This window comes from Cobetia sp. QF-1, assembly GCF_002213105.1.
Lineage (GTDB): Bacteria > Pseudomonadota > Gammaproteobacteria > Pseudomonadales > Halomonadaceae > Cobetia > Cobetia crustatorum.
Genome location: NZ_NBVS01000002.1, coordinates 423,260 through 445,646 on the forward strand (window position 1 = coordinate 423,260; position 22,387 = coordinate 445,646).

Sequence of the window (22,387 nt, forward strand, 5' to 3'; positions counted from 1 at the left end):
TAGAACAGAGCTATACATTCACATCCCCTGATGTCGACACGCCAGCGCCATGTGATAGACGATTTCATCGGCGAGGGCGTTGTCGAGGGTGCGTTCGAGGTCGATGATCAGCTGGTTGGGGTAGTAGGCGCTGAGGTCCAGCCCGACACCGAGGCCGAGGATGGCCTGGCGGCCGGAGCGGGTCTGTTGCGCAACGACTTGCTTGAGGTGGCTGTCGAGGTAGTGCTCATCATTGGCGGTGTTGGTGGCGCTGTCACAGGGGCTGCCATCGGAGATGACGACCAGCAGACGGCGTGCGCCTTTATCGGCAGAGGCTCCGGTTGGCCCCGCAGAGGCATGGTCGGCGAGACGTGAGCAGGCCCATTGCACGGCTTCGCCATCCACGCCTTCGCGGTAGAGATCGGCCTTTAGCAGGGCGCCGAAGTTGCGGCGCGCACGTCGCCACGCCAGTGAGGCGGGCTTGAAGATCAGATACTGCACTTCATTCAGGCGGCCCGGACGTGCGGCCTTGCCGGCGCGTCGCCAGTCCTTGAGCGCGCGGCCACCATTCCAGGCGCCAGTGGTGAAGCCGAGCACCTCGGTGGGCACACCGGCCATGTCGAGCGCGCGGGTGAGTATCTCGATCAGCATCGCCACCGCCTCGCCATGCACCTTCATCGAACCGGAGCAGTCGATCAGGAAACTGACCTGGGCACTGGCCTCGGGTACCCAGCGCTCGCGCTGGAAGACCCGCCGCTCGGCCGGCGAGGAAATCACCTGACTCAGCCGCCGGCCATCGATGATTCCTTCCTCCTCCCCGAAGTGCCATCCCTCACGCTGTGGCGAGCTGAAATGCCGCGCCAGCTGACGTGCCAGGCGTCGCACGTTGATCTTCTGTTCCGCCAGACGCGTATCCAGCGCCTGACGATACTCATCGAGCAGCGCGGCGCGCATGCGCCTGGCCGGTTCCAGCTCGCGGTCATAGGCCGTGGTGAACACCTGATAGGGCAGCAATTCCTCCGGCGCGCCACGTCGGTGACTCGGCAGCGGCGATGCCGCCTGCTCCTCCAGCAGGCTCGCTTCCTCATCCTCGTTTTCCAGAAACAGCGCGAAGCGTTGTCTGGCATCGGAGTCGTCATCTTCCTCGCCGTCCTGCTCCTCCAGCGATTCGGCCAGTTCCTGCTCCAGCCACAGGCTGATGTTCAGCGCATGCTGCTGATAGGCCGCCTGATCGAAACGCGTGCGTCTCAGCCCCGCCATGTCAGCGCCCAGCGCCTGATAGAAGGAGGCGCGCGTCGTCTCGATGTAATCTTCCGTCTCGTGGATCACCGCACAGGCCATCAGGCGCGACCAGCACGACTGGATGACGCTGTAGATCAGGATGCCGCTGCTCGTCTCGGTCAGGCCCGCGTGATAGAAGGCCAGGCACCAGTCGGTGAAGCGCCGCGCCAGATTCTCCTTCACGCCGGGCATGTCAGGATCGACCAGCGCCTCGACGCGCAGCTGCTCCAGCAGGTCATAGATCAGGCGGGTTTCCGGCAGCGCCGGACGCGCCGTCAGATGCAGCGTCTCGTCGGTGTGGAGCAGGCGCAGCGCGATGGCATCGCTGACCGCGCGATAGTTGTCGAGCGTGCAGTCATCCTCCTCAAGGCGCAGATGCGGCGTGCGCAATGGCAGCGCCTGAGCATGCCGACTCAGGCGCCGCCCCCGATAGGCCCAGCCGGCCTGACCGCTGAGTGCCCCGAGACTCGCAGCCGCAAGCTCCTCGAGATACTGCTGACGACGGCGTACCTGCTGGGCCGCACTCATGCCCGGGCTCCCTTGTCGATGTCCTGTTCACTCATCAGATCGCTCTCCATCAGCGCCGCGGATTCCTCAAGCTCCTTGGCGAAGCAGCGCTGATAGAACTCGGCGACCAGCGGGCGCTCATGCTCATCGCACTTGTTGAGGTAGGAGAGGCGGAAGGCCAGCGCCGGGTTGCGGAAGATCTCGCAGTTCTCCGCCCAGGTGATCACGGTACGCGGCGACATCAGGCTCGACAGATCACCATTGGCGAAGCCCTTGCGGGTGAGGTCCGCCACCGCGACCATCGCGCGAATCAGCGCCTGGCCACGCTCGTTGTCCTTGGCCGGCACGCGGGCCAGCACGATCTTCACTTCCTCATCACGCGGCAGGTAATCCAGCTTGGCGACGATGTTCCAGCGGTCGATCTGCGCATGGTTGAGCAGCTGGGTGCCGTGATAGAGCCCATCCTGATTGCCAAGGCCGACGGTATTGGCGGTGGCGAACAGCCGGAACTGCGGGTGCGGGCGAATCACGCGGTTCTGGTCCAGCAGGGTGAAGTGGCCATCGCGCTCCAGAATGCGCTGGATGACGAACATCACGTCCGGACGGCCGGCATCGTACTCATCGAAGATCAGCGCGATGGGGCGAGTCAGTGACCAGGGCACGATGCCTTCCTGGAATTCGGTGACCTGCACGCCGTCACGAATCACGATGGCGTCCTTGCCGACCAGATCCAGCCGGCTGACATGGCCATCGAGATTGACGCGCAGGCACGGCCAGTTGAGGCGCGCGGCGATCTGCTCGATATGGGTCGATTTGCCGGTGCCATGCAGGCCCTGAACCATCACGCGGCGGTTGTTGGTGAAGCCGGCGAGGATGGCGAGGGTGACATCGGGATTGAAGCGATAGGCCGTATCGATTTCCGGCACGTGGGCGTCGCGCTCCAGAAAGACCGGCACCTTGAGATCACTGTCGATGCCGAACAGCTCGCGCACGCCGCGTAGTTCGGTCGGCTGCATCTGGCCGGCGGGCAGCGGCTGGGCGCCGTGATCGCTGTCTTGATCGAGCGGACGAGAATCTAACGGGCTGGCGTCACTCATGTGGTGATCTCCATCGGGCATTCTGAAAAGAGGGGCGATTGAATCGACCCTGTTGCCCCCGTGTCATGGGCAGCAGTAAGGCTCCGAATATAGCCTTGTTTCTAAAAACAATGCAAATTGTACCGAAATATGAGATTTGTGTTTATTCATTCCCTGGCAGGAGCAAGGCAGATGAGTGACACCCTGATCATTGGTGGCGGTGTGATTGGCATGATGATGGCGTGGCAACTGGCAGATGCCGGTCAACGCGTGACGCTGCTGGAGCGTGGCCAGTGCGGGCTCGAGGCGTCGTGGGCCGGCGGCGGTATCGTCTCGCCGCTGTATCCGTGGCGCTACTCAACCGCCATCTCATCGCTGTCGCGTTGGTCAGAAGGTGAATATCCGCGCTTGGCCGAGGCGCTTATCGAGGCGACAGGGATTGACCCTGAATATCGCCAGAAGGGCTTGATCTACCTGCGGGTGGAGGACGAGGCACTGGCGCTGGATTGGGCGCGTACTCAGCACAAGCCGCTGGAGGTGATCGGGCAGGAGGCGCTCTACGCACGCGAGCCGCATCTGGCGACGGGTCACCACGAGGCGCTGTGGATGCCGACACTGGGCAGCATTCGTAATCCGCGTCTCGGGCAGGCGCTGCGTGCCTGCTTGATACAGCACCCGCGTGTCGAGGTGCGCGAAGGCTGTGACGTGCAGCGGCTGATGATCGGCGATGATCAGCGCGTTGCAGGTACGCTGACAGCCCAGGGCGTCATCAAGGCAGGGCAAGTCGTGGTCTGCGGCGGTGCCTGGAGCGGCAAGCTGCTCGCCGAGGCCGGCGTACTGCTGCCGGTACGTCCGGTGAAGGGCCAGATGATGGTGTTCAATCCGGTGGCGGCGGGGCTTTGCCGCGTGGAAGACCCGCTGTTGTCCCGCGTGGTGCTGTGCGATGGCCGCTATCTGATTCCGCGTGGCGATGGGCGGATTCTGATCGGCTCGACGCTGGAGCATAAAGACTTCGACAAGAGCACTACTGCGGAGGCGCGCGAGTCGTTGCATGCCAGCGCCGCGAGCATTCTGCCAGCACTCAGCGAGCTGGCGCCGGAGCATCACTGGGCAGGCCTGCGCCCAGGCACACCGGACGGCACGCCCTTCATCGGCGCGGTGCCGGGGCTTCACGGCCTCTACGTGAATGCGGGCCACTACCGCAATGGCCTGGTGCTGGCGCCCGCCGCCACCCGTCTGCTCAGTGACCTCCTGCTGGGTCGCGAGAGCTTCATGTCGGCTCAGGCCTTCACGCCGCCGGGCGTGGAGAGGAAGGCGGCGCTCGCCGGTTGACGAGACCGGCTGTCAACAGGGTCAGCTAGCAACAGGGTCAGCTAGCAATAGGATCAACTGGCCCAATAGGCGGCTGCCAACTGGTGCTAAAGGGTGGCGCGGGTGTGGGCGTAGTCTCGGGACATGGCGCAGCGATTGCTGAAGCCCGGCACGATCAACACCGAGACGACCAACAACAATATCCATCCGCGGAGCCCGACCCATGAGCCAAGCCACCATTGAACTGCTGACTGCCTTCTGTGATGCCCTCAACCGTCACGACATCGACGACTGTCTGGCAATGATGACCGATGACTGCGAATTCCTCGCCGTCGGCGGTACCGAGCTGCAGGGCAAGACCTTTGCCGGGCAGGATGAAGTGCGCGCCGGACTCTCCGCTGCCTGGAAGAATGCTCCGGATGCCCAGTGGATCGACGCGGAAATCTTCGCCGATGGCGAGCGTGGCTTCGTCATCAGCACCTACACCGGCACCACCGCCGATGGCGCGCGTAGCGAAGCGCGCATGATCGATGCCTTCACGCTGCGTGATGGCAAGATCGCGATCAAGAATGCCTTCCGCAAGAACCGTCCGCCCGTCAACGTCTGAACGCCACTGGCGAGTTGATGAGGAAAGACGTTTCTGAAGCTGTCTTTGCCCCGAGGTGTTACGGCGCAACCTGTGCCTTGGGGGTGAGAGGAGGTGTTCGAGATGGAAGCTTTCGTGCAACACGGCGCCCGGCCAACCGCGGCAGGTACTGAGTCTGGCCAGCAACAGGCGACACCACCGTCCCAGCCGTATGATCCGGCCTATGATCCGCTGGTCAGTGCAACACCTGGCCGTGGCCGTGAATATGCGCCGACCTATTGGGTGGCGACCGCTGGTGAGCCGCCGCAGGATGATGGCCCGGTGATGGGCGATATCGATGCGGACGTGGTGATCGTCGGCTCGGGCTTTACCGGCCTGACCACCGCCATCGTGCTGGCCGAGAAGTACGGCATCAAGGCGACCATTCTCGAAGCCAATCGTGTCAGTTGGGGCTGCTCGACGCGCAATGGCGGCCAGGCGCAGTGTGCTTCCGGGCGGCTCAAGCGTTCGCAGTGGATAGAGCGCTATGGCCTGCAGACGGCGCTTGGCCTGCACCGCGAATGTGTCGAGGGCATGGAGAACTTCAAGGCGCTGATCAAGGATATCGAGTGTGATCCACAGCCGGGAGGGCATCTCTACATCGCGCACCGTGATCGCATGATGCCGGGGCTGGAGAAGGAAGCGCGCCTGCTGCGCGAGACCTTCAACTACGATGCACGCATTCTCGATGGCGCGACGGTGCGCAATGAATGGGTCGGTGATGAAGAGGCCTGCGGCGCGCTGCACGAGCCGGAAGGCATCGGCGTGCATCCCGGCAAGTTGGCCTTCGGCTATCTGCGCAAGGCACGGCGTCTGGGGGTGAAGATTCATCCTGCCAGCCCGGTGGAAAGCTGGGAGACCCGCAATGGCGTGCATTATCTGAAGACGCCAGGGGGCGTGGTCAAGGCGCGTTCGGTCGGCATGGCGACTGGCGGCTATACCTCCGGCAAGATGCATTCGGAGTTGCGCAATCGTCTGATGCCGGTGCTGTCCAACTCGCTGGTGACACGTCCGCTGACGCCGCAGGAGATAGAGGCAACCCGCTTCCACACCACTCAGGTACTGACCGATACCCGTGTGCTGCGCCACTACTATCGGCTGCTGCCAGACAATCGCGTGCAGATCGGCAGTCGCAGTGCCGTGGCCGGCAAGGATGCCCCCAAGGCGCAATACGAAAACCAGCTGATCGCGGACTTGCATCGCAAGTTTCCGGCGTTGACCGGTATCGAGGTCGATTATTCCTGGTGGGGCTGGGTCGATGTCAGTCACGACATGATGCCGCGTATCCATCAGCCGGACCCGAAGCAGAGCATCTACTACGCGATGGGTTATGGCGGTAATGGCGTGATGTATTCCGCCCAGGCGGGCAAGCGTCTGGCGCAGTGGATCGCCAAGGATGCGGCGGACCTGGTGTTGCCTATCTTCCAGTCGCGCCTGCCGTATCCCAATGTGCTGGAGAAGATCGAGTCACCCATCTTCGCGCCGTTCCGGCGGACTGGGCAGCGTTGTCTGTACCGCTGGTATGCGATGAAGGATGAGGCGAAGTAACAAGGCGAAGGAAGACACCCGCCATTGCTCCGTGACGACGATTGCTCTGTCACGACTATCGCTTCGTCGCGATGCAAACGCTCCTGTATCTGCCAACGATAAATGGCAGATGCAGGAGCGTTATTATTATCTAAAAGATAATTTATATAGATTATACTTCGTTGCCTAAGCTGATTTCATGCTGGCGAATGGCCAGCGGAACCAGCTCCGCCAGTTTCATGATGCCAGCCTCGATACGTGATTCCGGCAGCGCTGAAAATCCGAGACGGAAGTAGTGACGATGCGCGTCGCGGCCACAGAAGAAGTGCAGATCCCCCACCTCGATCAGAATGCTCTGTTCACGCGCAAGGCTCGCTAGCATCTCTGCATCCAGGGTGTCAGGGCCGTACATCCAGAAGCAGGAACCGCCGTAGGTCGAGGGTGTGCTCATCATGGGCAGATAGCGCAGGATGGCCTCGCGCATGATCAGAAAGCGGCGCTGCATCACCTGGTGCATCTGACTGAGCAGGCTGTCGTGATAGCCCCGCGCGATGAAGAGTCCCACGGCACGCTGATTGTTGGTCGGCGGATGGCGCAGCATCAGGCGGCGCAGGGCGCGCGCCTCTCGAATCAGCGTGGGGTGCGCGACCATGTAGCCCAGTCGCAGGCCGGGGGCGAGGGTCTTGGAGAGGCTGCCGACATAGATGACGCGCTGATGGCGATCAAGACTCTTGAGTGCAGGCGTCGGATTATCGGCATAGTTGCTCTCGCTCTCGTAGTCGTCCTCGATGATCAGGAAGTTGTCTGTCTCGGCCATGTCAAGCAACTGGCGGCGACGCTCCAGTGGCAGGGTGACACTGGTCGGTGATTGATGACTTGGTGTGACATAGACCAGCCGGCAGTCCTTGAGCGACGCATCGGGCTGCATGCCTTGCTCGTCCACTGGCATCAACTGGATGTTGTCGGTGAAGGTGCGCGCGATGTTATGCATGTCGACGTAGCCGGGATTCTCCATTGCGAATCGCTGCCCCTGCTTGAGCAGCAACATGCAGCTGATCCACAGCGCCTGCTGAGCGCCGACCGTGATCAGGATCTCTTCAGGACTGGCCCACACGCCACGCCGAGGCAGCAGGCGCTGGTGAATCTGCTCCACCAGCAGCGGGTCATCATTATTGAGGTGGTCTACCGACCAGCTGCGAATAGACGGCACGCTCATCGAATCGCGGCTGCACTCGCGCCAGTGCTGAGTGGGAAAGAATTCCGGATCAAGCTGACCATAAAGGAAGGGATAGTCGTACTGATGCCAGTCGCCCGGCTTGTCGATGGCGCGCTGGCGAGACGGCTTGAGCGCGAGCCGTTCATCCCAATCGAGACGATCGGCATCAATATCATTCAAACGTACCGGCGTGTCGGCACGGCCCTTGAGAATCTCGGGATTGATGAAATAGCCACTACGTTCGCGGGCGATCAGAAAGCCGTCTTCCAGTAACTGTTCATAGGCGAGCATCACGGTATTGCGCGCCACATTCAGCTCTTTCGCTAGCTTGCGACTGGAAGGCAGCGCCACGTCGTGTGGTAGATGGCCTGCCAGAATGGCCTGTGATATTTGCTCGCGAATCTGGAACTGCAGGCTTTCCTTGCGGCGGGAATCAAGGTGAAACAGCGGATGACTCATGCATGTTCTCGATGGATATAACGGCAGATATGTGACGACAGCTCCCGGTGGGGATGTCTGCGTTATGTTTTTGTATTTAATGCATTGTTATACCTGAAGCCTTCATGTGCCTGAAATGCGCGCTCTTTTTGGCGCTAGCTATCCCGGGCTGCATATGACGACTCAAGCAGAGTATGCCTGCATTGAGGCAGACCGCGAGGAGGAGGGCAAGTGACGTGCTCAGCTGGACCTATCGATGACATCTGACTGGTTCTATCGATGGCTGACACAGGGGCAGAAAGTGACTAGGCAAGCAAAACGCAAGTACAGCGCGGCTCGACCCCTCTTCTGAGATGGCGTAGAAGCACTCCACGCGCAATCGTCAGAAGCCCGCTACAACAATAATCACGGGACACCACGATGATCGACTTCAAGCATTCAGGGCTGGCACATTCAGGACTCAAGCACTCAGGTTTCAATCGCTCAGGTTTCAATCGCTCAGGGCTCAAGTGCTCGCTGGCGATCGCGATGGCGGCGACCAGTCTTGGCCTCGTGTCTCATGCCTCGGCAGCCACCTGGAAGATGGCGCTGGGCGATGCAGCCGGCGGCACCCAGTACGAACTGGGCCAGACCTTTGCCCGTCTGGTGGAAGAGAAATCCGCAGGTGACATCAAGGTAGAGATGTTTCCCAATGGCCAGCTGGGCAGTGAGCAGGACACCGTCAACAACGCCAACATGGGGCTTGTTGACCTGTCAGTGGTGGCCATCAATAACCTGACGCCTTTTTCGCCAAGCGTTGGGGTGCTGACGTTGCCGTATGTGATTCATGGCCCACAAGATGCCAAGACGCTTACCCACGGCAAGATTGGTGATGAACTGCGCGACAATACCCTGCGGGATGCCGGTATTCGCATACTGGGCTGGGCCTATTCCGGCTGTCGTCGTCTGACCAATTCCAAGGGGCCGGTGGCCTCGCCGGAAGACCTGAAAGGCATGGTCATTCGCGTGCCCAAGAACGAAATCATGATTTCCTCTTATCAGGCCTGGGGCGTCAATCCCAACCCGCTTGCCTGGTCCGAAACCTTTACTGCCCTGCAGCAGGGTGTCGTGGATGGTCAGGACAATCCCTACATCACCATCGATGCGATGAAGTTCTATGAAGTACAGAATCACGTGACCGATAGCTGTTACGTCTTCTCGCTGGAACCGCTGATCATGGGTGAAGGCGCCTTCCAGGACCTGAGTGAGGCCAATCAAACGCTGGTGTTGGACGCCGCCAAAGAGGCTACCGCACATAGCTATGACTATCTGCTGGCCACCGAAGATTCCATCAAGAAGTCGCTGGTGGAAGACCACGGCATGACCATCACTGAACCTGCCAATGACGAGAAAGAGTGGATCGCTCAGGCCTCCAGTATCTGGCCGGACTTCTACGACAGCATTGGCGGTCGTGACAAGCTGGTCGAAGTGCTCGAGGTGCTGGGGCGTGATCCAGCGTCTGCACCTTGAGTCAGCACTGATCTACTGAGGCTTCTCATGCCCGCTCGACCTTCCCTGCCTGTTGATGTAATGGGCAGGGAAGGCGGGGTGCTGATTCGGTAATCGTGTTGATGTCAGGAGAGACGTGTCCATGAAAGGGTTATCCATGAAGGGAGTGGGGAAGTTTCTGGATAATGTTGAAAACTATATGTGCCAGTGCTTGCTGGTGCTATTTGTCATTATCCTTTTTTTGCAAATCATGCTGCGCAATATTTTCAGTTATTCAATTCCCTGGGGAGACGAACTGGCCACCTATGCCTTTATCTGGTTCGCCTATCTAGGCGCGGTATATGCCACGCGCATGTCGGCGCATAACCGAGTGACATTCCAATTCAGGTTCTTGCCACGCTGGGTGGAAACGTCATGTGGTGTCCTGACGGATATCATCTGGATTGCGTTCAATGCCGTCTTTATCTATTACAGCTACGATTTTGTCTTCAACAAGATGAATCTGTTCTGGAAGTCACAGACATTGGGCGTACCGATGAAGTATTTCTACCTGATTCTTCCGCTGGCCTTTACCGCCATGTCGGTACGTATTCTGCAAAACAACTACCTCAAGTTCGTGCGCAAGAAAGATATCGTGGACCCGGATTCCCAGGCCATGCAGGAGCTGAAGCAGGCAGGATCATCCGTCAATGATGACGAAAAGCGCGGGAGCGGGACACCATGATTGACTCCACCATCATCTATATCCTGTTTGGCGTATTTTTCCTGTTGTTGGTCATGGGGGCGCCTATCACGGTGTCTCTGGGGGTGGCAGCACTGGCGACCTATCTGAGCATCGATGAAAATCCGATGGCCTTCGTGCAGATCGCCTTTACCTCGGTGGGATCCTTTCCGCTGATGGCATTGCCGGCCTTCATTCTGGCGGGGGCGTTGATGGAAGCCGCTGGGATTTCACGACGACTGGTCGATATTGCAGAAGCTTTTGCTGGCCCGGTGACCGGGGGACTTGCCGCCGCCACGGTGTTTGCCTGCATGTTCTTCGGCGCGATTTCCGGCTCCGGTCCTGCTACCACGGCAGCCGTGGGAATGCTGATGATCCCGGCCATGGCCAACCGTGGTTATGATCGTGGTTATGCCTCGGCCATCACGGCCTCCTCTGGTGGTCTGGGTGTGGTGATTCCGCCATCGATCCCGATGGTGATCTTCGGCATTTCGGGCATGGGGCTTCAGCCACCCCCTGAAGCCGTGGCCATGTACGGTGACTTCCAGACTCTCTCGATTCCCAAGTTGTTCATTGCAGGCGTCATGCCGGGCATCGTGATCGCCAGCTTCCTGCTGTTGATCAACTATGTCATCTCGAAGAAACGTGGTTATCGCGGACTGACCAATAGCTGGTCATGGACGCATATTCGCGCCACCTTGAAGAAGGGTGTCTGGTCGATGTTGGCTCCCTTTATCATTCTGGGCGGGATCTACAGTGGCCTGTTCACCCCAACGGAATCTGCCATCGTCGCTATCGTCTATACATTGATCGTCGGGATATTTCTGCACAAGGAACTCAAGTGGAAGCCGACGCTGCGCACACTGGAAACCACCACCTGGATTACTGGGCGCGTACTACTGATTTTATTTACTGCCACAGTATTCGGGCGCTTGTTGGTAGAGCAGCGCGTGCCAGCGCATATCGCGGAAAGCATGTTGGCGATGACGGATAACCTCTATCTTATCTGGGCGATGATCATCGTCTTCCTGCTGTTCGTCGGTATGTTCATGGAGACGCTGGCCGCGATAATGATTCTGACACCAGTGCTGTTGCCGATCATGTATATGCTGGGGATGGACCCCGTGCATGTGGGTATTGTCATCGTATGTGCGCTGGCGATTGGCTTCCAGACGCCGCCATTGGGGGAAAACCTTTTCGTGGCTTCGGGAATTGGCGGGGCTTCCATCGAAGAGATTTCTGTCAAGGCATTACCCTTTGCAGCAGGTTCGGTCGCGGCTATCTTCCTGATTGCCTACGTGCCAGAAATCTCGCTGTGGCTACCCAGATTGATGGGTTACTGACGACACGCTCGAGGAGAAGACCATGCCGGAAGTCAGACGAATTCTGTGTTGTGTGGGCTTGCGCGGTGACTGCGAACGGGTACTGGCACGTTCCGTCTGGCTGGCGGGTGCGACAGGGGCAGAACTGCATGTGCTGCACGCGGTCAAGTCGCTATCAGATGATGTGATGAATACCTTGAAGGTCAATATCCGACACAAACCGACCCTGGAAGGATTGATACAGCAGCGGATTGATCAGGCGAAGGTCAATCTGGAGTCCATGATGGACACCTTCTGGAAGACACATGATAACGGTGATCCACGTCCTGCCATTGCCGGATTGAACGTAGTGGAAGGCTATCCGGCCTCGGAAATCATCCGTTACGCCACCCGCCATGATTGCGACATGATCATCATGGCGACCAACAAGCGTGGCTTCGTGGCGTCCTACGCGGGCAAGGTCACCAAGGGCGTGATCAAGCGTTCCAGCATTCCAGTAGTGGTGGTACCCACGCCCTGATATCAGACTTGGTTGAGCCCAAAAAAGCCCGCCTCAGCAGAGATGTATTTCTGCTGAGGCGGGCTTTTCGTCTTCTATCAAGCGCTGTTCTCAAGCGGCAGTGAGTCCGGAATATTGTCACTACGAGGCGTTAAAGCGTGCCTTCCAGCTCCGAAGCGATCTGGCGCATCAAGGGTGCCCATTCCAGCAGTGATTCGATGGAGTGGCGCAGGCGCGGGGCGTGAATGGCGAGGGTAGCCTGAATCTGGCCGACTTCATCAAACACTGGCACGGCGATAGCCACCATGCCCTGAATGAATTCCTCGTCATCGGTACTGAGCTGATTGCGCGCGATGACACCGAGCGCACCTTCCAGTGCTGTCTGAGAAGTCAGCGTGCACGGGGTATGCGCTTCAAGTGCCAGGCTTGCCAGCAGCGCGCGGCGGCGATGCAACGGCATCAGCGCCAGAAACAGCTTGCCGCTGGCGGTGCAGTGCAATGGCAGATGCGAGCCGGGTGCCAGCTGGATACGTACCGGCCAGTTGGTCTCGACGCGGTCGTAATACATCACTTCGTGGCCATCGAGCAGGGTCAGGTTGCAGGTCTCGCCGACTTCCTTCGCCAGTCGCTCCAGCAATACGCGACGCGGAGCCTTGAGGCCTTCGTTGGCCAGTGCACCCAACGACATGCGCCGGAAACGCTGACCGGGCAGCAGGTGACGACCGTCCAGGTCGCGACTGATCAACTGCTGTTCTTCCAGCTGCTTGAGCAGACGATGGATGGTCGGTTTGGGGATGTCGAAACGCTTCTCGAGATCAGCAGCGGTGATCATGTGTGGAGTCGTGACCACCTCTTCCAGCAAGCCAAGTGCACGGAAGAGCGTCGAATTCGTGGGAGTGTCTTTGCTCATCAAGTGTCCTCTTCCTGCCTGTCGGGACATCCAAGGCCGTCAGGTATCGGGCGGCATTGAGTGCATCGATTCATCAGTGTCGTTCATCCAGGTCACGCATCAGTGCCCGGGTAGCCAAATTCGGTGACGTTCCCTCTTTCATCGTTCTCGCAAGAATGGCGAGACGCAAGCTGCTGAGGGGACGCAAACAGCCCCTTGCGGGGCTGTCGATAACGCTAGTGTTACAGGTTTACGAGGAACAGGGAAAGGGATGGAATGAGGCAGATAGCCAGCCAACAGGCCATCAGGGCGATGAAGTAGGGAATGACATACTTCACCAGTCGCACGTAGGAGATGCCGGTGATGCTACTGGCAACATACAGGTTCAGTCCGAAGGGCGGTGTGACGAAACCAATCGCCGCACCGACCAGGAAGATGACCGAGAAGTGGATTGGGTCAACGCCTGCCTGTTGTGCGATAGGCGCAAGAATGGGCGCAAGAATGATCGTTACTGGCAGGCTCTCAAGGATCATACCTGCCAGCAGGATGATCAGCATGCAGGTGCCTAGCGTCAGATAGTAGTTGTCGATTCCGCTGAGCAGTTCACTGAGTGCCTGACCCGCACCGAGTACTGATAGCAGTTGCTGCATGACGACGGAAATGGCGATCAGCGGTGCCAGCATTCCTGCAATCTGACCCGAGCGAAGCATGATGGTGGGCAGTTTCTTCAGGCTGATTTCCCGCGTGATCAAAAGCCCGGCGATCATGGTGAAACCGACCGTGATGGCGGCAGCTTCCGTCGGTGAGAACTTGCCGGAATAGATGCCATAGATGACCACGCCAATGGTGGCAAAGCCCAGATAAGCCTTGCGTGCCAGCGTGGCACTGACGCCCATCTTGAAGGGCTGAACCTGCCCCCAGCCATTTTTACGCGCCACCAGATAGCAGGCCACCATCATCGCGATCACCATCATGGCACCTGGCAGCATGCCAGCGATGAACAGGTCACTGATCGACAGGTTCATCATGAAGCCATAGACGATGAAGATGATACTGGGCGGGATGATGATGCCCACCGTGCCGCCGGAAGCTGCCGTCGCCGCCGCGAAGCGCTCGTCATAACCGTTCTTGACCATCTCCGGCTGCATGATCGAGCCGATGGTGGCGGTGGTGCCGGCATTGGAGCCGGAAATCGCCGCGAATAGGCCACAGGCCCCCAGTGTCGACATGCCCATGCCACCGCGTATCCAGCTCAGTGTGGAGTAGGAAAAGTCGGAGAGTCGTTTGGCAATCCCTGCGGCGTTGATCAAATCGCCGGTGAGGATGAACAGTGGCAGGGCCAGCAAGCCGAAGAAGCTTAGTCCCTGGAAGAGAGTGACGCCGACGTTGGCCAAGGTGAAGTCGATGACAAGACTGACGCCAACGACCCACAAGCCAATGACGAGGAAGATAGGCACGCCCAGCAGGAAGAAGGCCGTCACGCCTGCCGTGATGAGGGAGATCCAGATACTGTCAGCCATGATGATCTCCTTAATCCATGATGGACGGTTGGAGGTTGAAGGACTCGCCACGGCGATACGTCAACCAGTCGGCGTAGAGGTTTTGCAGCACGCGATAGATGATCAGAATCCAGGCCAGTGGCGTGGCGAGGTAGAACCACCACTGCATGACGTTATCGGTGCCCGGCACGATCGCGTAGTTGTTGTAGGCCAGCTCGACCTGAGTGGTGGTGAAGTAGATCACCATCATGCCGAAGCCAATCCACAGCACGGCATCAAGAATTAGGCAGGCGAACTGGCCGCCGCGCGGCAGCTTCATGCGGATCTCGTTGAGACTCAGGTGTGTGCGCTTCTTGACGTTGAGTGAGGCGCCGAACCAGGTCAGCCACAGGAACAGCAGTACGGGAATGCTGGTGCTCCAGGGAGCCTGCAGGCCGAAGAAGAAGCGGCGAATGACTTCGACGAAGATGATGCCGGCCATGCCGGAATAGGCGACCAGGATGATGACCTGTTCCAGATGGGCATCCAGCCACAGGAAGGGACGTGCCCAGGGGGCAGCCTTCTTGAGGGAGGGCTTGGTCGAGGGACGGCTGAATATGGTGGTATTGCCCATTACCCCCTCCACCAGCGCTGCGGCTTGACGTTGACGGCGGCCATGTCGCGGGGGATTTCACGCGCGACGCTGTGAATCTCTTTATAGATGTCGAGCCCACCCGACCAGCCATTGAGGCGTTCACGCCACTGCTCCCACGGTTCAGGATTGAATTCTGGCGCGCACATCTGTTCGGCGCGTGCACGTTCAGCATCGGAAAGCGGCGCCACACGTACATTGTTCTCGGCAAACACGGTGCCAGCCGCAGGATGCTCGGTGGCGCCGACGATTTCAAAGCGACCTGCCTCGTTCATGCCTTGAGTGAAGATCTGCGCACAGTAGGCGGATTCCATCACCTGGTCCTGCAGCTCTGCCCCCAGGCTATTGAACTTGTCCAGGTTCATGCCGGTGTGCTCAGTCCCCGCGAAGAAGCGCAAATCGACAGCCTGTGACACCACCGGTGCCATGCCGGCATAGGCCACGGCGCTCATCCAGGTTTCGGCGCCATCCAGCAGACCCTGACGCAGACCATCCAGCGTCTCTTCCCATGCGACCGGTACCGGATTCAGGCCCAGTTGCTCCATGGCGATACGGCCCATCTGGGTGCCGGTCACACGGTTCTTGGTGCCTTTGAGCTGATCGATGCTGGTGACGAGCGGGCGGTCTTGCCACTTCAAGCCGAGCATGATGCCGCGTAGATCACAGTGGGTGAACAGGAATTGCAGGTTATGGCGCTCGCGCAGCGGTTGGCGTAGCAGTTGCTCACTTTTCTTGTGATAGAAGAAGTGGAACATGGAGGCGACGGTCGGGAACATGTACGCGAAATCGAGCACATTCAGATAGGGCGCACTGCCGGAGGAATTCTGGGTCGAGGCTGAATAGATATCGACGATGCCTTGCTGCGTCTTGCCTACGCAATCGAGCTGATTACAGACTTCGTTGCTGCCCATGAATTCGACACGGATGGCGCCATTGGTGCGCTCTTCCAGATCACGCGCGAAGAACAGCTGACCAGACTTCTGAATATCGAGGTTGCGCTCGTTGAAGCCTGAAGCACCGAAGCGCAGCTGGAATTTGGGCGCGGTCTTGTAGCGTTTCTGCTGCTGCTCATCTGCGGCGCGAGCCAGTGTGGAGGCGGTCAGACCCACTCCGAGACCTGATGCGGCCAAGAGGGTCGAGGTTAGTCCGAAGCGTCCAGAGATATTGAGAAAGTCACGGCGAGACAGCTTGCTGAGTGGCGTAGGCATGGTAGTGCTCCCGGTGTTGTGTTTGCTTTTGTGGTGGGATGCAGGTCTTGCTGATGCTCCGTGGCGTCACGTCACGGGCGTTGTCTCAGCATTTTTCTTGGCGTTTTCGAGCTGTGCTATGCGTGTGTACTTTTGGCTAACTCTCTAGCCGTACATCGCGCTTTAGCAACGAGACAAATCTCAATGTAGGGCAGTTATCTTGATTTGGCAAAATTATCGAGACAATACGTTTCGTATTTGACGAATTTTGTTTTCGATACCATTATTACGAGACAAAATGTCTCAATATGGTTGAGAAAATAATGAAAACAATACGTTATGCCAACGAAGACGTCACAGCCACCTACGACTACATCGTGATCGGTGCAGGTTCTGCCGGCTGCGTGGTCGCCAATCGCCTTACGGAAGACCCGTCAATCAAGGTGTTATTGCTTGAAGCGGGTGGTTCAGACTGGAATCCATGGATTCATGTGCCAGTCGGCTATTTCAAGACCATGCACAATCCGGCGACGGACTGGTGCTATCTCACTGATCCTGATTCGGGAATCAATGGCCGTCGCCTGCAATGGCCGCGCGGCAAGGTCTTGGGGGGTTCCAGTTCACTCAATGGCCTGTTGTACATTCGCGGTCAGCACGAGGATTACGATGACTGGGCGGCGGCAGGTAATCAGGGTTGGGATTTCAAGTCGGTGCTGCCGTATTTTCGCAAGTCGGAATGTCAGGCGCGTGGTGCTGATAAATGGCATGGCACTGATGGGCCGCTGCATGTATCGGATTTGCGTCTCAAGCGTGAGATCGCCGAACGATTCATCGAGGCGGCCATTCAGACGGGTATTCCGCTCAATAAAGATGTCAATGGTGAGCGTCAGGAGGGAGTGGGCTATTTCCAGCAGACGACCCATAGGGGCCTGCGTTGCAGCACCGCCAAGGCGTTTTTGCGTCCAGCGCTGACGCGCGGCAACCTGACGCTGGCCAAGCATGCCCATTGCCGACGCGTGCTGCTTGAGGGCAAGCATGTCATCGGCGTGGAGTATGAAGTGAAAGGCAAGGTGTCACGCGCACTGGCACAGCGTGAAGTCGTGCTCTCCAGTGGTGCCATTGGCAGCCCGCAGATTCTGCAGTGCTCCGGCATCGGTGATCCAAGGCACCTGGCCAGTGTCGGGGTCGAATGTCTGCATGAGTTGCCGGGGGTTGGCGAGAATCTGCAAGACCACCTTCAGGTGCGACTGGTCTTCAAGACCCAATGCCGCACGCTGAATGATGAGGTGAGAAGTCCGCTCAAGAAGCTGGCGGTCGGCACCCAGTACCTCTTCACGCGTACGGGGCCGCTGACGTTGGCGGCCAGTCAGGTGTGTGCCTTTACCCAGTCACGTGAAGGACTGACACGCCCGGATATCCAGTTCCACATGCAGCCATTGAGTGCCGACAAGCCGGCAGATGGCGTGCATCCCTTCTCTGCCTTTACCTCTTCGGTGTGCCAGCTGCGTCCCCATAGCCGTGGTTATGTGCGCATCACCAGCGCCGATGCCAGCGTGTATCCCTCCATTCAGCCCAATTACCTCAGCGCTGAGGAAGACCGCCGTGTCGTGGTAGATGCCGTCAAGGTGGCACGTCGTATCGCTCAGGCAGCGCCGCTGGCGGCGGTCATCAGTGAAGAGTATGTCCCTGGAGCCCAGTACCAGAGCGATGAAGAGCTGTTGGAAGCCGCGCGCCAGTTCAGCCAGACCATCTATCACCCGGCGGGCACCTGCAAGATGGGCAATGATGCGCTGGCGGTGGTCGATGATGAACTGCGCGTGCACGGACTGAGAGGGCTGCGGGTGGTTGATGCCTCGATCATGCCGGTCATCGTCTCCGGCAATACCAATGCGCCCACCATCATGATCGCCGAGAAAGCCTCGGACATGATCAAGGCTGCCCAGCTCGAGATGGCCAAAGCCAGCTAACGCGATTCAGCGCCGCTATCAGGCGTTCATTGCTTCCTGAATTCAGGTTTTTATGAGGTGTTAGCGTGGCCAATAACGATAATTCATCTTCATTGCTCGACAAGCCGACGGTGACCGACACATCGTCAGCGCCTCTGCGCAAGCTGGAAGCGTGCGTGCGGGCCGTCATGCCCGGCTTGCTGATCTGCATCATCATTGCGCTTGCCACCACTTTCATTGCTGATCACTACGGCGGCCCCACGCTGCTGTATGCGCTGCTGTTTGGCATGTCGCTGCACTTTCTATCCGAAGACGGGCCATGTCGCGCCGGCATCGAATTTGCCTCCAAGACGGTGCTGCGCATCGGCGTGGCGCTATTGGGCGTCCGCATCACGCTTGAGCAGGTGGCGAGTCTCGGTGTGGGCCCCGTCATCACAGTCATTCTTGGCGTGGTCGCCACCATCATGTTCGGGGCACTGCTGGCGCGACTGATGGGGCTGGACCGTGAGATGGGCCTGCTGACGGGCGGTTCGGTCGCGATCTGTGGCGCTTCTGCGGCACTGGCGCTGTCGGCGGTGATGCCGCGCAACGCCACCAGTGAGCGTCACACCATCATGACGGTGGTCGGTGTAACGACACTGTCGACCATCGCGATGATCACCTATCCGCTGATCGTGAGAGTGCTGGGGCTGGACGATGCCGAAGCCGGTATTTTCCTCGGCGGCACCATTCATGATGTGGCGCAGGTAGTCGGGGCGGGCTATATCATTTCCGAGCACACCGGCGATGTCTCCACCTTCGTGAAGCTACTGCGCGTGGCGACGCTAGTGCCAGCGGTGATGGTCTTCATGCTGCTGTTCCGCAATGCGCGTCAGGCCAATGGTGATGAAGGTGGCAAGGTGCCGATGTTCCCCACCTTCCTGATTGCCTTCGTGGTGCTGGTATTGATCAACAGTCTCGGCTGGGTGCCGTCTGTCGTGGTGGATGGCTTCACTGACATGTCACGTTGGTGTCTGGTCGCGGCCATTGCGGCGCTGGGCGTCAAGACGTCGTTTCAGAAGCTGGCAGTGGTGGGCTGGAAGCCCGTCATCCTGATGGTGCTCGAGACCGTCTTCCTGCTGGTGCTGGTCACGCTGTGCATCAAGTTCGGACTGGCGAGCATCTGATCCCATTGATGTTGCCAAGACGAGCCCTGCCATCATTGGCAGGGCTCGTCTCATTGGGGCTACAGACGGCGCAGCAAGTACTCATATAGAGAGCTGATCACCCCGATGCACCGCGTCAATTGCTTCCTGGCCCACGAGTCGTATGATCACCTTCAACCTGCGCCTGACGCGTGGTCGGGGCGGCTCTCTCAGTGGGGCGCTCTGTGCCATCAGTGGAGCGCTCAGTGCCTATTCTTCTCCTGGAGTCCGATGATGTCCAAATCTCTTGTGCTGGCTTGCCCGCAGTGTCTTGCCCTCAATCGCGTGGCCACCGAGCGTTTGAATGACAACCCCAGTTGCGGGAAATGCAGCAGTGCCATGTTGCCTGAGGCGCCGCTGGAGCTGACCAGTGCCAATTACGAGGCACTGGTCGTGCGCAGCGAGCTGCCGATCGTGATCGACTTCTGGGCCAGCTGGTGTGGTCCGTGCAAGACGATGGGACCGATCTTCAATGGCGTCGCCGCTGAAATGGGCACCCGGATGCGCTTCGCCAAGATCGATACCGAAGCCCAACAGGCGTTGGCGGGTCGTTTCGGCATCCGTAGCATTCCGACGCTGATGGTGATGAAGAAGGGGCAGGAGTTAGCACGTCAGGCCGGCGTGATGCAGGTAGGGCAGCTCAAGCAGTGGCTGGCACCGCACACTGTCTGAGGAGACCTCACCTCGCAGTGGCCTGATTACTCCTGGTAGATCATCTTGCGTGTCATGCCGCCATCGACGACGTGATTCTGGCCAGTGATGAAGCCGGCCTTGTCCGAGATCAGGAAGGCGACCAGCGCAGCGATGTCCTCGACATGACCGACGCGACCCACCGGATGCTGGGCGTGGTCCTGCGCGCTCAGCGTCTCTGGCTGTGCCGTCTTCTGCCAGTCTGAGACGTCAATCCAGCCGGGACTGACGGCATTGACGCGAATCTCGGGCCCCAGGCTCATGGCCATGGCGTGGGTGAGGGCGACGATGCCACCTTTGCTGGCGGCGTAGGCTTCGCTGTCTGGTTCTGATTGCAGTGCGCGGCTGGAGGCCATGTTGATGATGCTGCCGCCATGCTCGCGCAGATGACGCGCCGCATGCTTGGCGGTCAGAAAGCTGCTGGTCAGGCTGGTATCCAGCACGCGGTGCCAGCTGTCGAGCGACAGGCTTTCCAGTGCGCCCTGAAAGGGATTGGCGATCGCGGCATTGTTGATCACGGCGTCCAGTCGGCCAAATACCTCAACCGTCTGCGCGATACTGGCCGCGACGGCGGATTCATCGCACACATCGACAGTCTGAAAGCTCAGGCGTGTGTTGCTGTCTTCTTGCTGCGCCTTGCATTGATCGGCGAGGTATTGCTCGCCAGCCTCATGGTCGATATCCACCACCATCACTTGCCAGCCGTTGGCGAGTAGGTGGTCGCTGATGCCGCGCCCGATGCCTTGTGCGCCGCCGGTGATGTAGGCCACTTTCCGAGGGGAGTGCGTGAGTGTCATGCGGGAGCCCTTGTGCGTGTTTCAGGTGAAGTCTGGACTGAGTGTGTTCAGGAACTGTCAGAATGAAAAGCGCCCCGCCGGGCAATGTCCGGTGGGGCGCTTTTCAGTGTACTGCTGAGAGGTGAATTCGCGACGAATCAGACCTTCTTGACGAAGATGGACTTGAGCTTCATCGGGCCAACGCCATCGACCTTGCAGTCGATATCGTGATCCCCTTCGATCAGACGGATGTTCTTGACCTTGGTGCCAACCTTGACGACGGAAGAGGTGCCCTTGATCTTCAAATCCTTGATCACGGTGACGGTATCGCCATCGACCAGCTCATTGCCATTGGCATCACGGAACACCGGACCCGTCTCTTCGGCAACGGCTTCCTTTGACCACTCGTGGGCACACTCAGGGCAGACGAACTGCATGCCGTCGTCGTAGGTGAATTCGGAATTGCAGGCCGGGCAATGGGGGAGGGCGCTCATGACGGTTTCCTTGGCGGTCCGCCGAGGCGGATGACGTAATGGAAGAAGGCACGCATCGAGCTCAAGCGGTGCGCGAACGCCGGCAAGCCTACACCGATTGCCGGGTAGCATCCATGGACTGCGGCCCTTGGTCGCAACGGTGGCCGTCAATACCGGGACATCATCACTTTGCCATCAGTACTTTGCCATCAGTACTTTGCCATCAGGGCCTGGCCGACTTTCGAGCCATTGGCGCGGCCCAGTTGACGACTGATCCAGTCGCCGGTGCGCGCAAGCTGAGCGAGATTCACGCCACTGTCGATCCCCAATCCTTCCAGCAGGTAGATCACATCTTCGGTCGCAACGTTGCCCGAGGCGCCTTTGGCGTAAGGGCATCCCCCCAGGCCTGCTACGGAACTGTCGATGACCGCGATCCCTTCTTCCATAACGGTGTACAGGTTAGTGAGCGCTTGCCCATAGGTGTCATGAAAGTGTGCAGCGAGGCGTTCAACAGACACTTCACGGGTGACGGCTTCCAGCAGGCGCTTGGCCTTGAGCGGCGTGCCGGTGCCGATGGTGTCGCCCAGCGAAACTTCGTAACAGCCCATGTCGCTCAGTTCGCGCGCGACAGCGGCGACCTGCAAAGGCGAGATCTCTCCCTCATAGGGACAGCCCATCACGCAGGAGACATAACCGCGTACGCGTACGCCGGCCTCAAGCGCGCGTTCCATCACCGGCGCAAAGCGTGCCAGCGACTCGGCAATCGAGCAGTTGATGTTGCGCTGCGAGAAGGACTCGCTGGCGGCACCAAATACCGCCACCTCGCGAACACCGCACTCCAGGGCAGCCTCAAGTCCCTTCAAATTTGGTGTGAGGGCGGAGTAAGTGGTTACTGACTTTTCGCCCTCTATCGCCAATGCCTGCATGATCTCGCGATGATCAGCCATCTGCGGCACCCACTTGGGCGATACGAAGCTGGCGGCTTCGATATGACGCAGGCCACTCTCCGAGAGCTTGCGAATCAGCGCTAACTTGGTCGCGGTATCGACCGGGGTTGGCTCATTCTGCAGGCCATCACGCGCGCCTACCTCGACAATTCGTACGTTTTCAGGGAAGTGCATG

General features: G+C 59.1%; 20 protein-coding genes. 10 read left to right on the top strand and 10 right to left on the bottom strand.

Translation table 11 applies throughout. The features are described 5' to 3' along the window. Nucleotides 1-18 precede the first annotated feature (18 nt). Entirely contained in the window at nucleotides 19-1,788 is a 1,770-nt protein-coding gene (locus CFN46_RS05140) for a cobalt chelatase (RefSeq protein WP_088742878.1), read from the bottom strand. Then, nucleotides 1,785-2,864, bottom strand: coding sequence for an AAA family ATPase (locus CFN46_RS05145; RefSeq protein WP_254918414.1), 1,080 nt, complete (start codon nucleotides 2,862-2,864; stop codon nucleotides 1,785-1,787). The genes CFN46_RS05140 and CFN46_RS05145 overlap by 4 nt, the downstream gene beginning before the upstream one ends. A gap of 171 nt (nucleotides 2,865-3,035) precedes the next feature. On the opposite strand from CFN46_RS05145, the gene thiO reads away from it, so the two are divergent. From thiO to CFN46_RS05160, 3 genes are all read left to right on the top strand, one after another. After that, nucleotides 3,036-4,175 carry a glycine oxidase ThiO gene (gene thiO, locus CFN46_RS05150; RefSeq protein WP_088742879.1) on the top strand — a complete coding sequence of 380 codons (1,140 nt, stop codon included), beginning with the start codon at nucleotides 3,036-3,038 and terminating at the stop codon, nucleotides 4,173-4,175. Nucleotides 4,176-4,377: 202 nt separating this feature from the next. Next, nucleotides 4,378-4,761 carry a nuclear transport factor 2 family protein gene (locus CFN46_RS05155; protein WP_088742880.1) on the top strand — a complete coding sequence of 128 codons (384 nt, stop codon included), beginning with the start codon at nucleotides 4,378-4,380 and terminating at the stop codon, nucleotides 4,759-4,761. 102 nt (nucleotides 4,762-4,863) lie between these two features. Beyond that, on the top strand, nucleotides 4,864-6,327 hold the full coding sequence (locus tag CFN46_RS05160) for an FAD-binding oxidoreductase (protein WP_088742881.1): 1,464 nt from the start codon (nucleotides 4,864-4,866) through the stop codon (nucleotides 6,325-6,327). A gap of 151 nt (nucleotides 6,328-6,478) precedes the next feature. Here CFN46_RS05160 and CFN46_RS05165 read toward each other — a convergent pair whose 3' ends face one another. Then, nucleotides 6,479-7,981, bottom strand: coding sequence for a PLP-dependent aminotransferase family protein (locus CFN46_RS05165; protein ID WP_024951853.1), 1,503 nt, complete (start codon nucleotides 7,979-7,981; stop codon nucleotides 6,479-6,481). Nucleotides 7,982-8,380: 399 nt separating this feature from the next. Here CFN46_RS05165 and CFN46_RS05170 point away from each other — a divergent pair, with 399 nt between their 5' ends. The 4 genes from CFN46_RS05170 to CFN46_RS05185 all read left to right on the top strand — a co-directional run bounded on the left by CFN46_RS05170 (nucleotide 8,381) and on the right by CFN46_RS05185 (nucleotide 12,011). After that, nucleotides 8,381-9,469, top strand: a complete 1,089-nt coding sequence (locus tag CFN46_RS05170; RefSeq protein ID WP_254918415.1) for a TRAP transporter substrate-binding protein — start codon at nucleotides 8,381-8,383, stop codon at nucleotides 9,467-9,469. A gap of 121 nt (nucleotides 9,470-9,590) precedes the next feature. Continuing rightward, nucleotides 9,591-10,172 (top strand): TRAP transporter small permease, encoded by a 582-nt coding sequence (locus tag CFN46_RS05175; RefSeq protein ID WP_035159603.1) that lies wholly within the window; start codon nucleotides 9,591-9,593, stop codon nucleotides 10,170-10,172. Beyond that, the gene (locus CFN46_RS05180; RefSeq protein WP_211242411.1) at nucleotides 10,169-11,512 is read left to right on the top strand and encodes a TRAP transporter large permease; all 1,344 of its coding nucleotides are present in this window, start codon (nucleotides 10,169-10,171) and stop codon (nucleotides 11,510-11,512) included. The genes CFN46_RS05175 and CFN46_RS05180 overlap by 4 nt, the downstream gene beginning before the upstream one ends. A 22-nt stretch (nucleotides 11,513-11,534) precedes the next feature. Continuing rightward, complete coding sequence (locus CFN46_RS05185; protein WP_024951857.1) at nucleotides 11,535-12,011, top strand: universal stress protein; 477 nt, start codon at nucleotides 11,535-11,537, stop codon at nucleotides 12,009-12,011. 130 nt (nucleotides 12,012-12,141) lie between these two features. Here the strand turns inward: CFN46_RS05185 and CFN46_RS05190 are convergent, their stop codons facing one another. The 4 genes from CFN46_RS05190 to CFN46_RS05205 form a co-directional block, all read right to left on the bottom strand. Continuing rightward, on the bottom strand, nucleotides 12,142-12,900 hold the full coding sequence (locus CFN46_RS05190) for an IclR family transcriptional regulator (RefSeq protein WP_176426414.1): 759 nt from the start codon (nucleotides 12,898-12,900) through the stop codon (nucleotides 12,142-12,144). Nucleotides 12,901-13,121: 221 nt separating this feature from the next. Beyond that, the gene (locus CFN46_RS05195) at nucleotides 13,122-14,399 is read right to left on the bottom strand and encodes a TRAP transporter large permease (protein WP_024951859.1); all 1,278 of its coding nucleotides are present in this window, start codon (nucleotides 14,397-14,399) and stop codon (nucleotides 13,122-13,124) included. A gap of 10 nt (nucleotides 14,400-14,409) precedes the next feature. Continuing rightward, the gene (locus CFN46_RS05200; protein ID WP_088742883.1) at nucleotides 14,410-14,991 is read right to left on the bottom strand and encodes a TRAP transporter small permease; all 582 of its coding nucleotides are present in this window, start codon (nucleotides 14,989-14,991) and stop codon (nucleotides 14,410-14,412) included. Then, nucleotides 14,991-16,217 carry a TRAP transporter substrate-binding protein gene (locus tag CFN46_RS05205; RefSeq protein ID WP_024951861.1) on the bottom strand — a complete coding sequence of 409 codons (1,227 nt, stop codon included), beginning with the start codon at nucleotides 16,215-16,217 and terminating at the stop codon, nucleotides 14,991-14,993. Before CFN46_RS05205 ends, CFN46_RS05200 begins: the two co-directional genes overlap by 1 nt. Nucleotides 16,218-16,519: 302 nt before the next feature. On the opposite strand from CFN46_RS05205, the gene CFN46_RS05210 reads away from it, so the two are divergent. The 3 genes from CFN46_RS05210 to trxC all read left to right on the top strand — a co-directional run bounded on the left by CFN46_RS05210 (nucleotide 16,520) and on the right by trxC (nucleotide 19,998). After that, nucleotides 16,520-18,163 carry a GMC family oxidoreductase gene (locus CFN46_RS05210; RefSeq protein WP_088742884.1) on the top strand — a complete coding sequence of 548 codons (1,644 nt, stop codon included), beginning with the start codon at nucleotides 16,520-16,522 and terminating at the stop codon, nucleotides 18,161-18,163. A 65-nt stretch (nucleotides 18,164-18,228) separates the two neighbouring features. Next, nucleotides 18,229-19,308, top strand: a complete 1,080-nt coding sequence (locus CFN46_RS05215) for a YeiH family protein (protein WP_254918416.1) — start codon at nucleotides 18,229-18,231, stop codon at nucleotides 19,306-19,308. 252 nt (nucleotides 19,309-19,560) lie between these two features. After that, nucleotides 19,561-19,998: a thioredoxin TrxC gene (trxC, locus tag CFN46_RS05220; protein WP_088742885.1), complete on the top strand. Its 438-nt coding sequence runs from the start codon at nucleotides 19,561-19,563 to the stop codon at nucleotides 19,996-19,998. Between the two features lie 26 nt (nucleotides 19,999-20,024). On the opposite strand, the gene CFN46_RS05225 is transcribed toward trxC, so the two are convergent. From CFN46_RS05225 to CFN46_RS05235, 3 genes are all read right to left on the bottom strand, one after another. Next, entirely contained in the window at nucleotides 20,025-20,813 is a 789-nt protein-coding gene (locus CFN46_RS05225) for an SDR family oxidoreductase (protein ID WP_088742886.1), read from the bottom strand. Nucleotides 20,814-20,950: 137 nt separating this feature from the next. After that, nucleotides 20,951-21,286 (bottom strand): zinc ribbon domain-containing protein YjdM, encoded by a 336-nt coding sequence (locus tag CFN46_RS05230; RefSeq protein WP_024951866.1) that lies wholly within the window; start codon nucleotides 21,284-21,286, stop codon nucleotides 20,951-20,953. A gap of 188 nt (nucleotides 21,287-21,474) precedes the next feature. Beyond that, nucleotides 21,475-22,386, bottom strand: coding sequence for a hydroxymethylglutaryl-CoA lyase (locus CFN46_RS05235; protein ID WP_088742887.1), 912 nt, complete (start codon nucleotides 22,384-22,386; stop codon nucleotides 21,475-21,477). Nucleotide 22,387 lies beyond the last annotated feature (1 nt).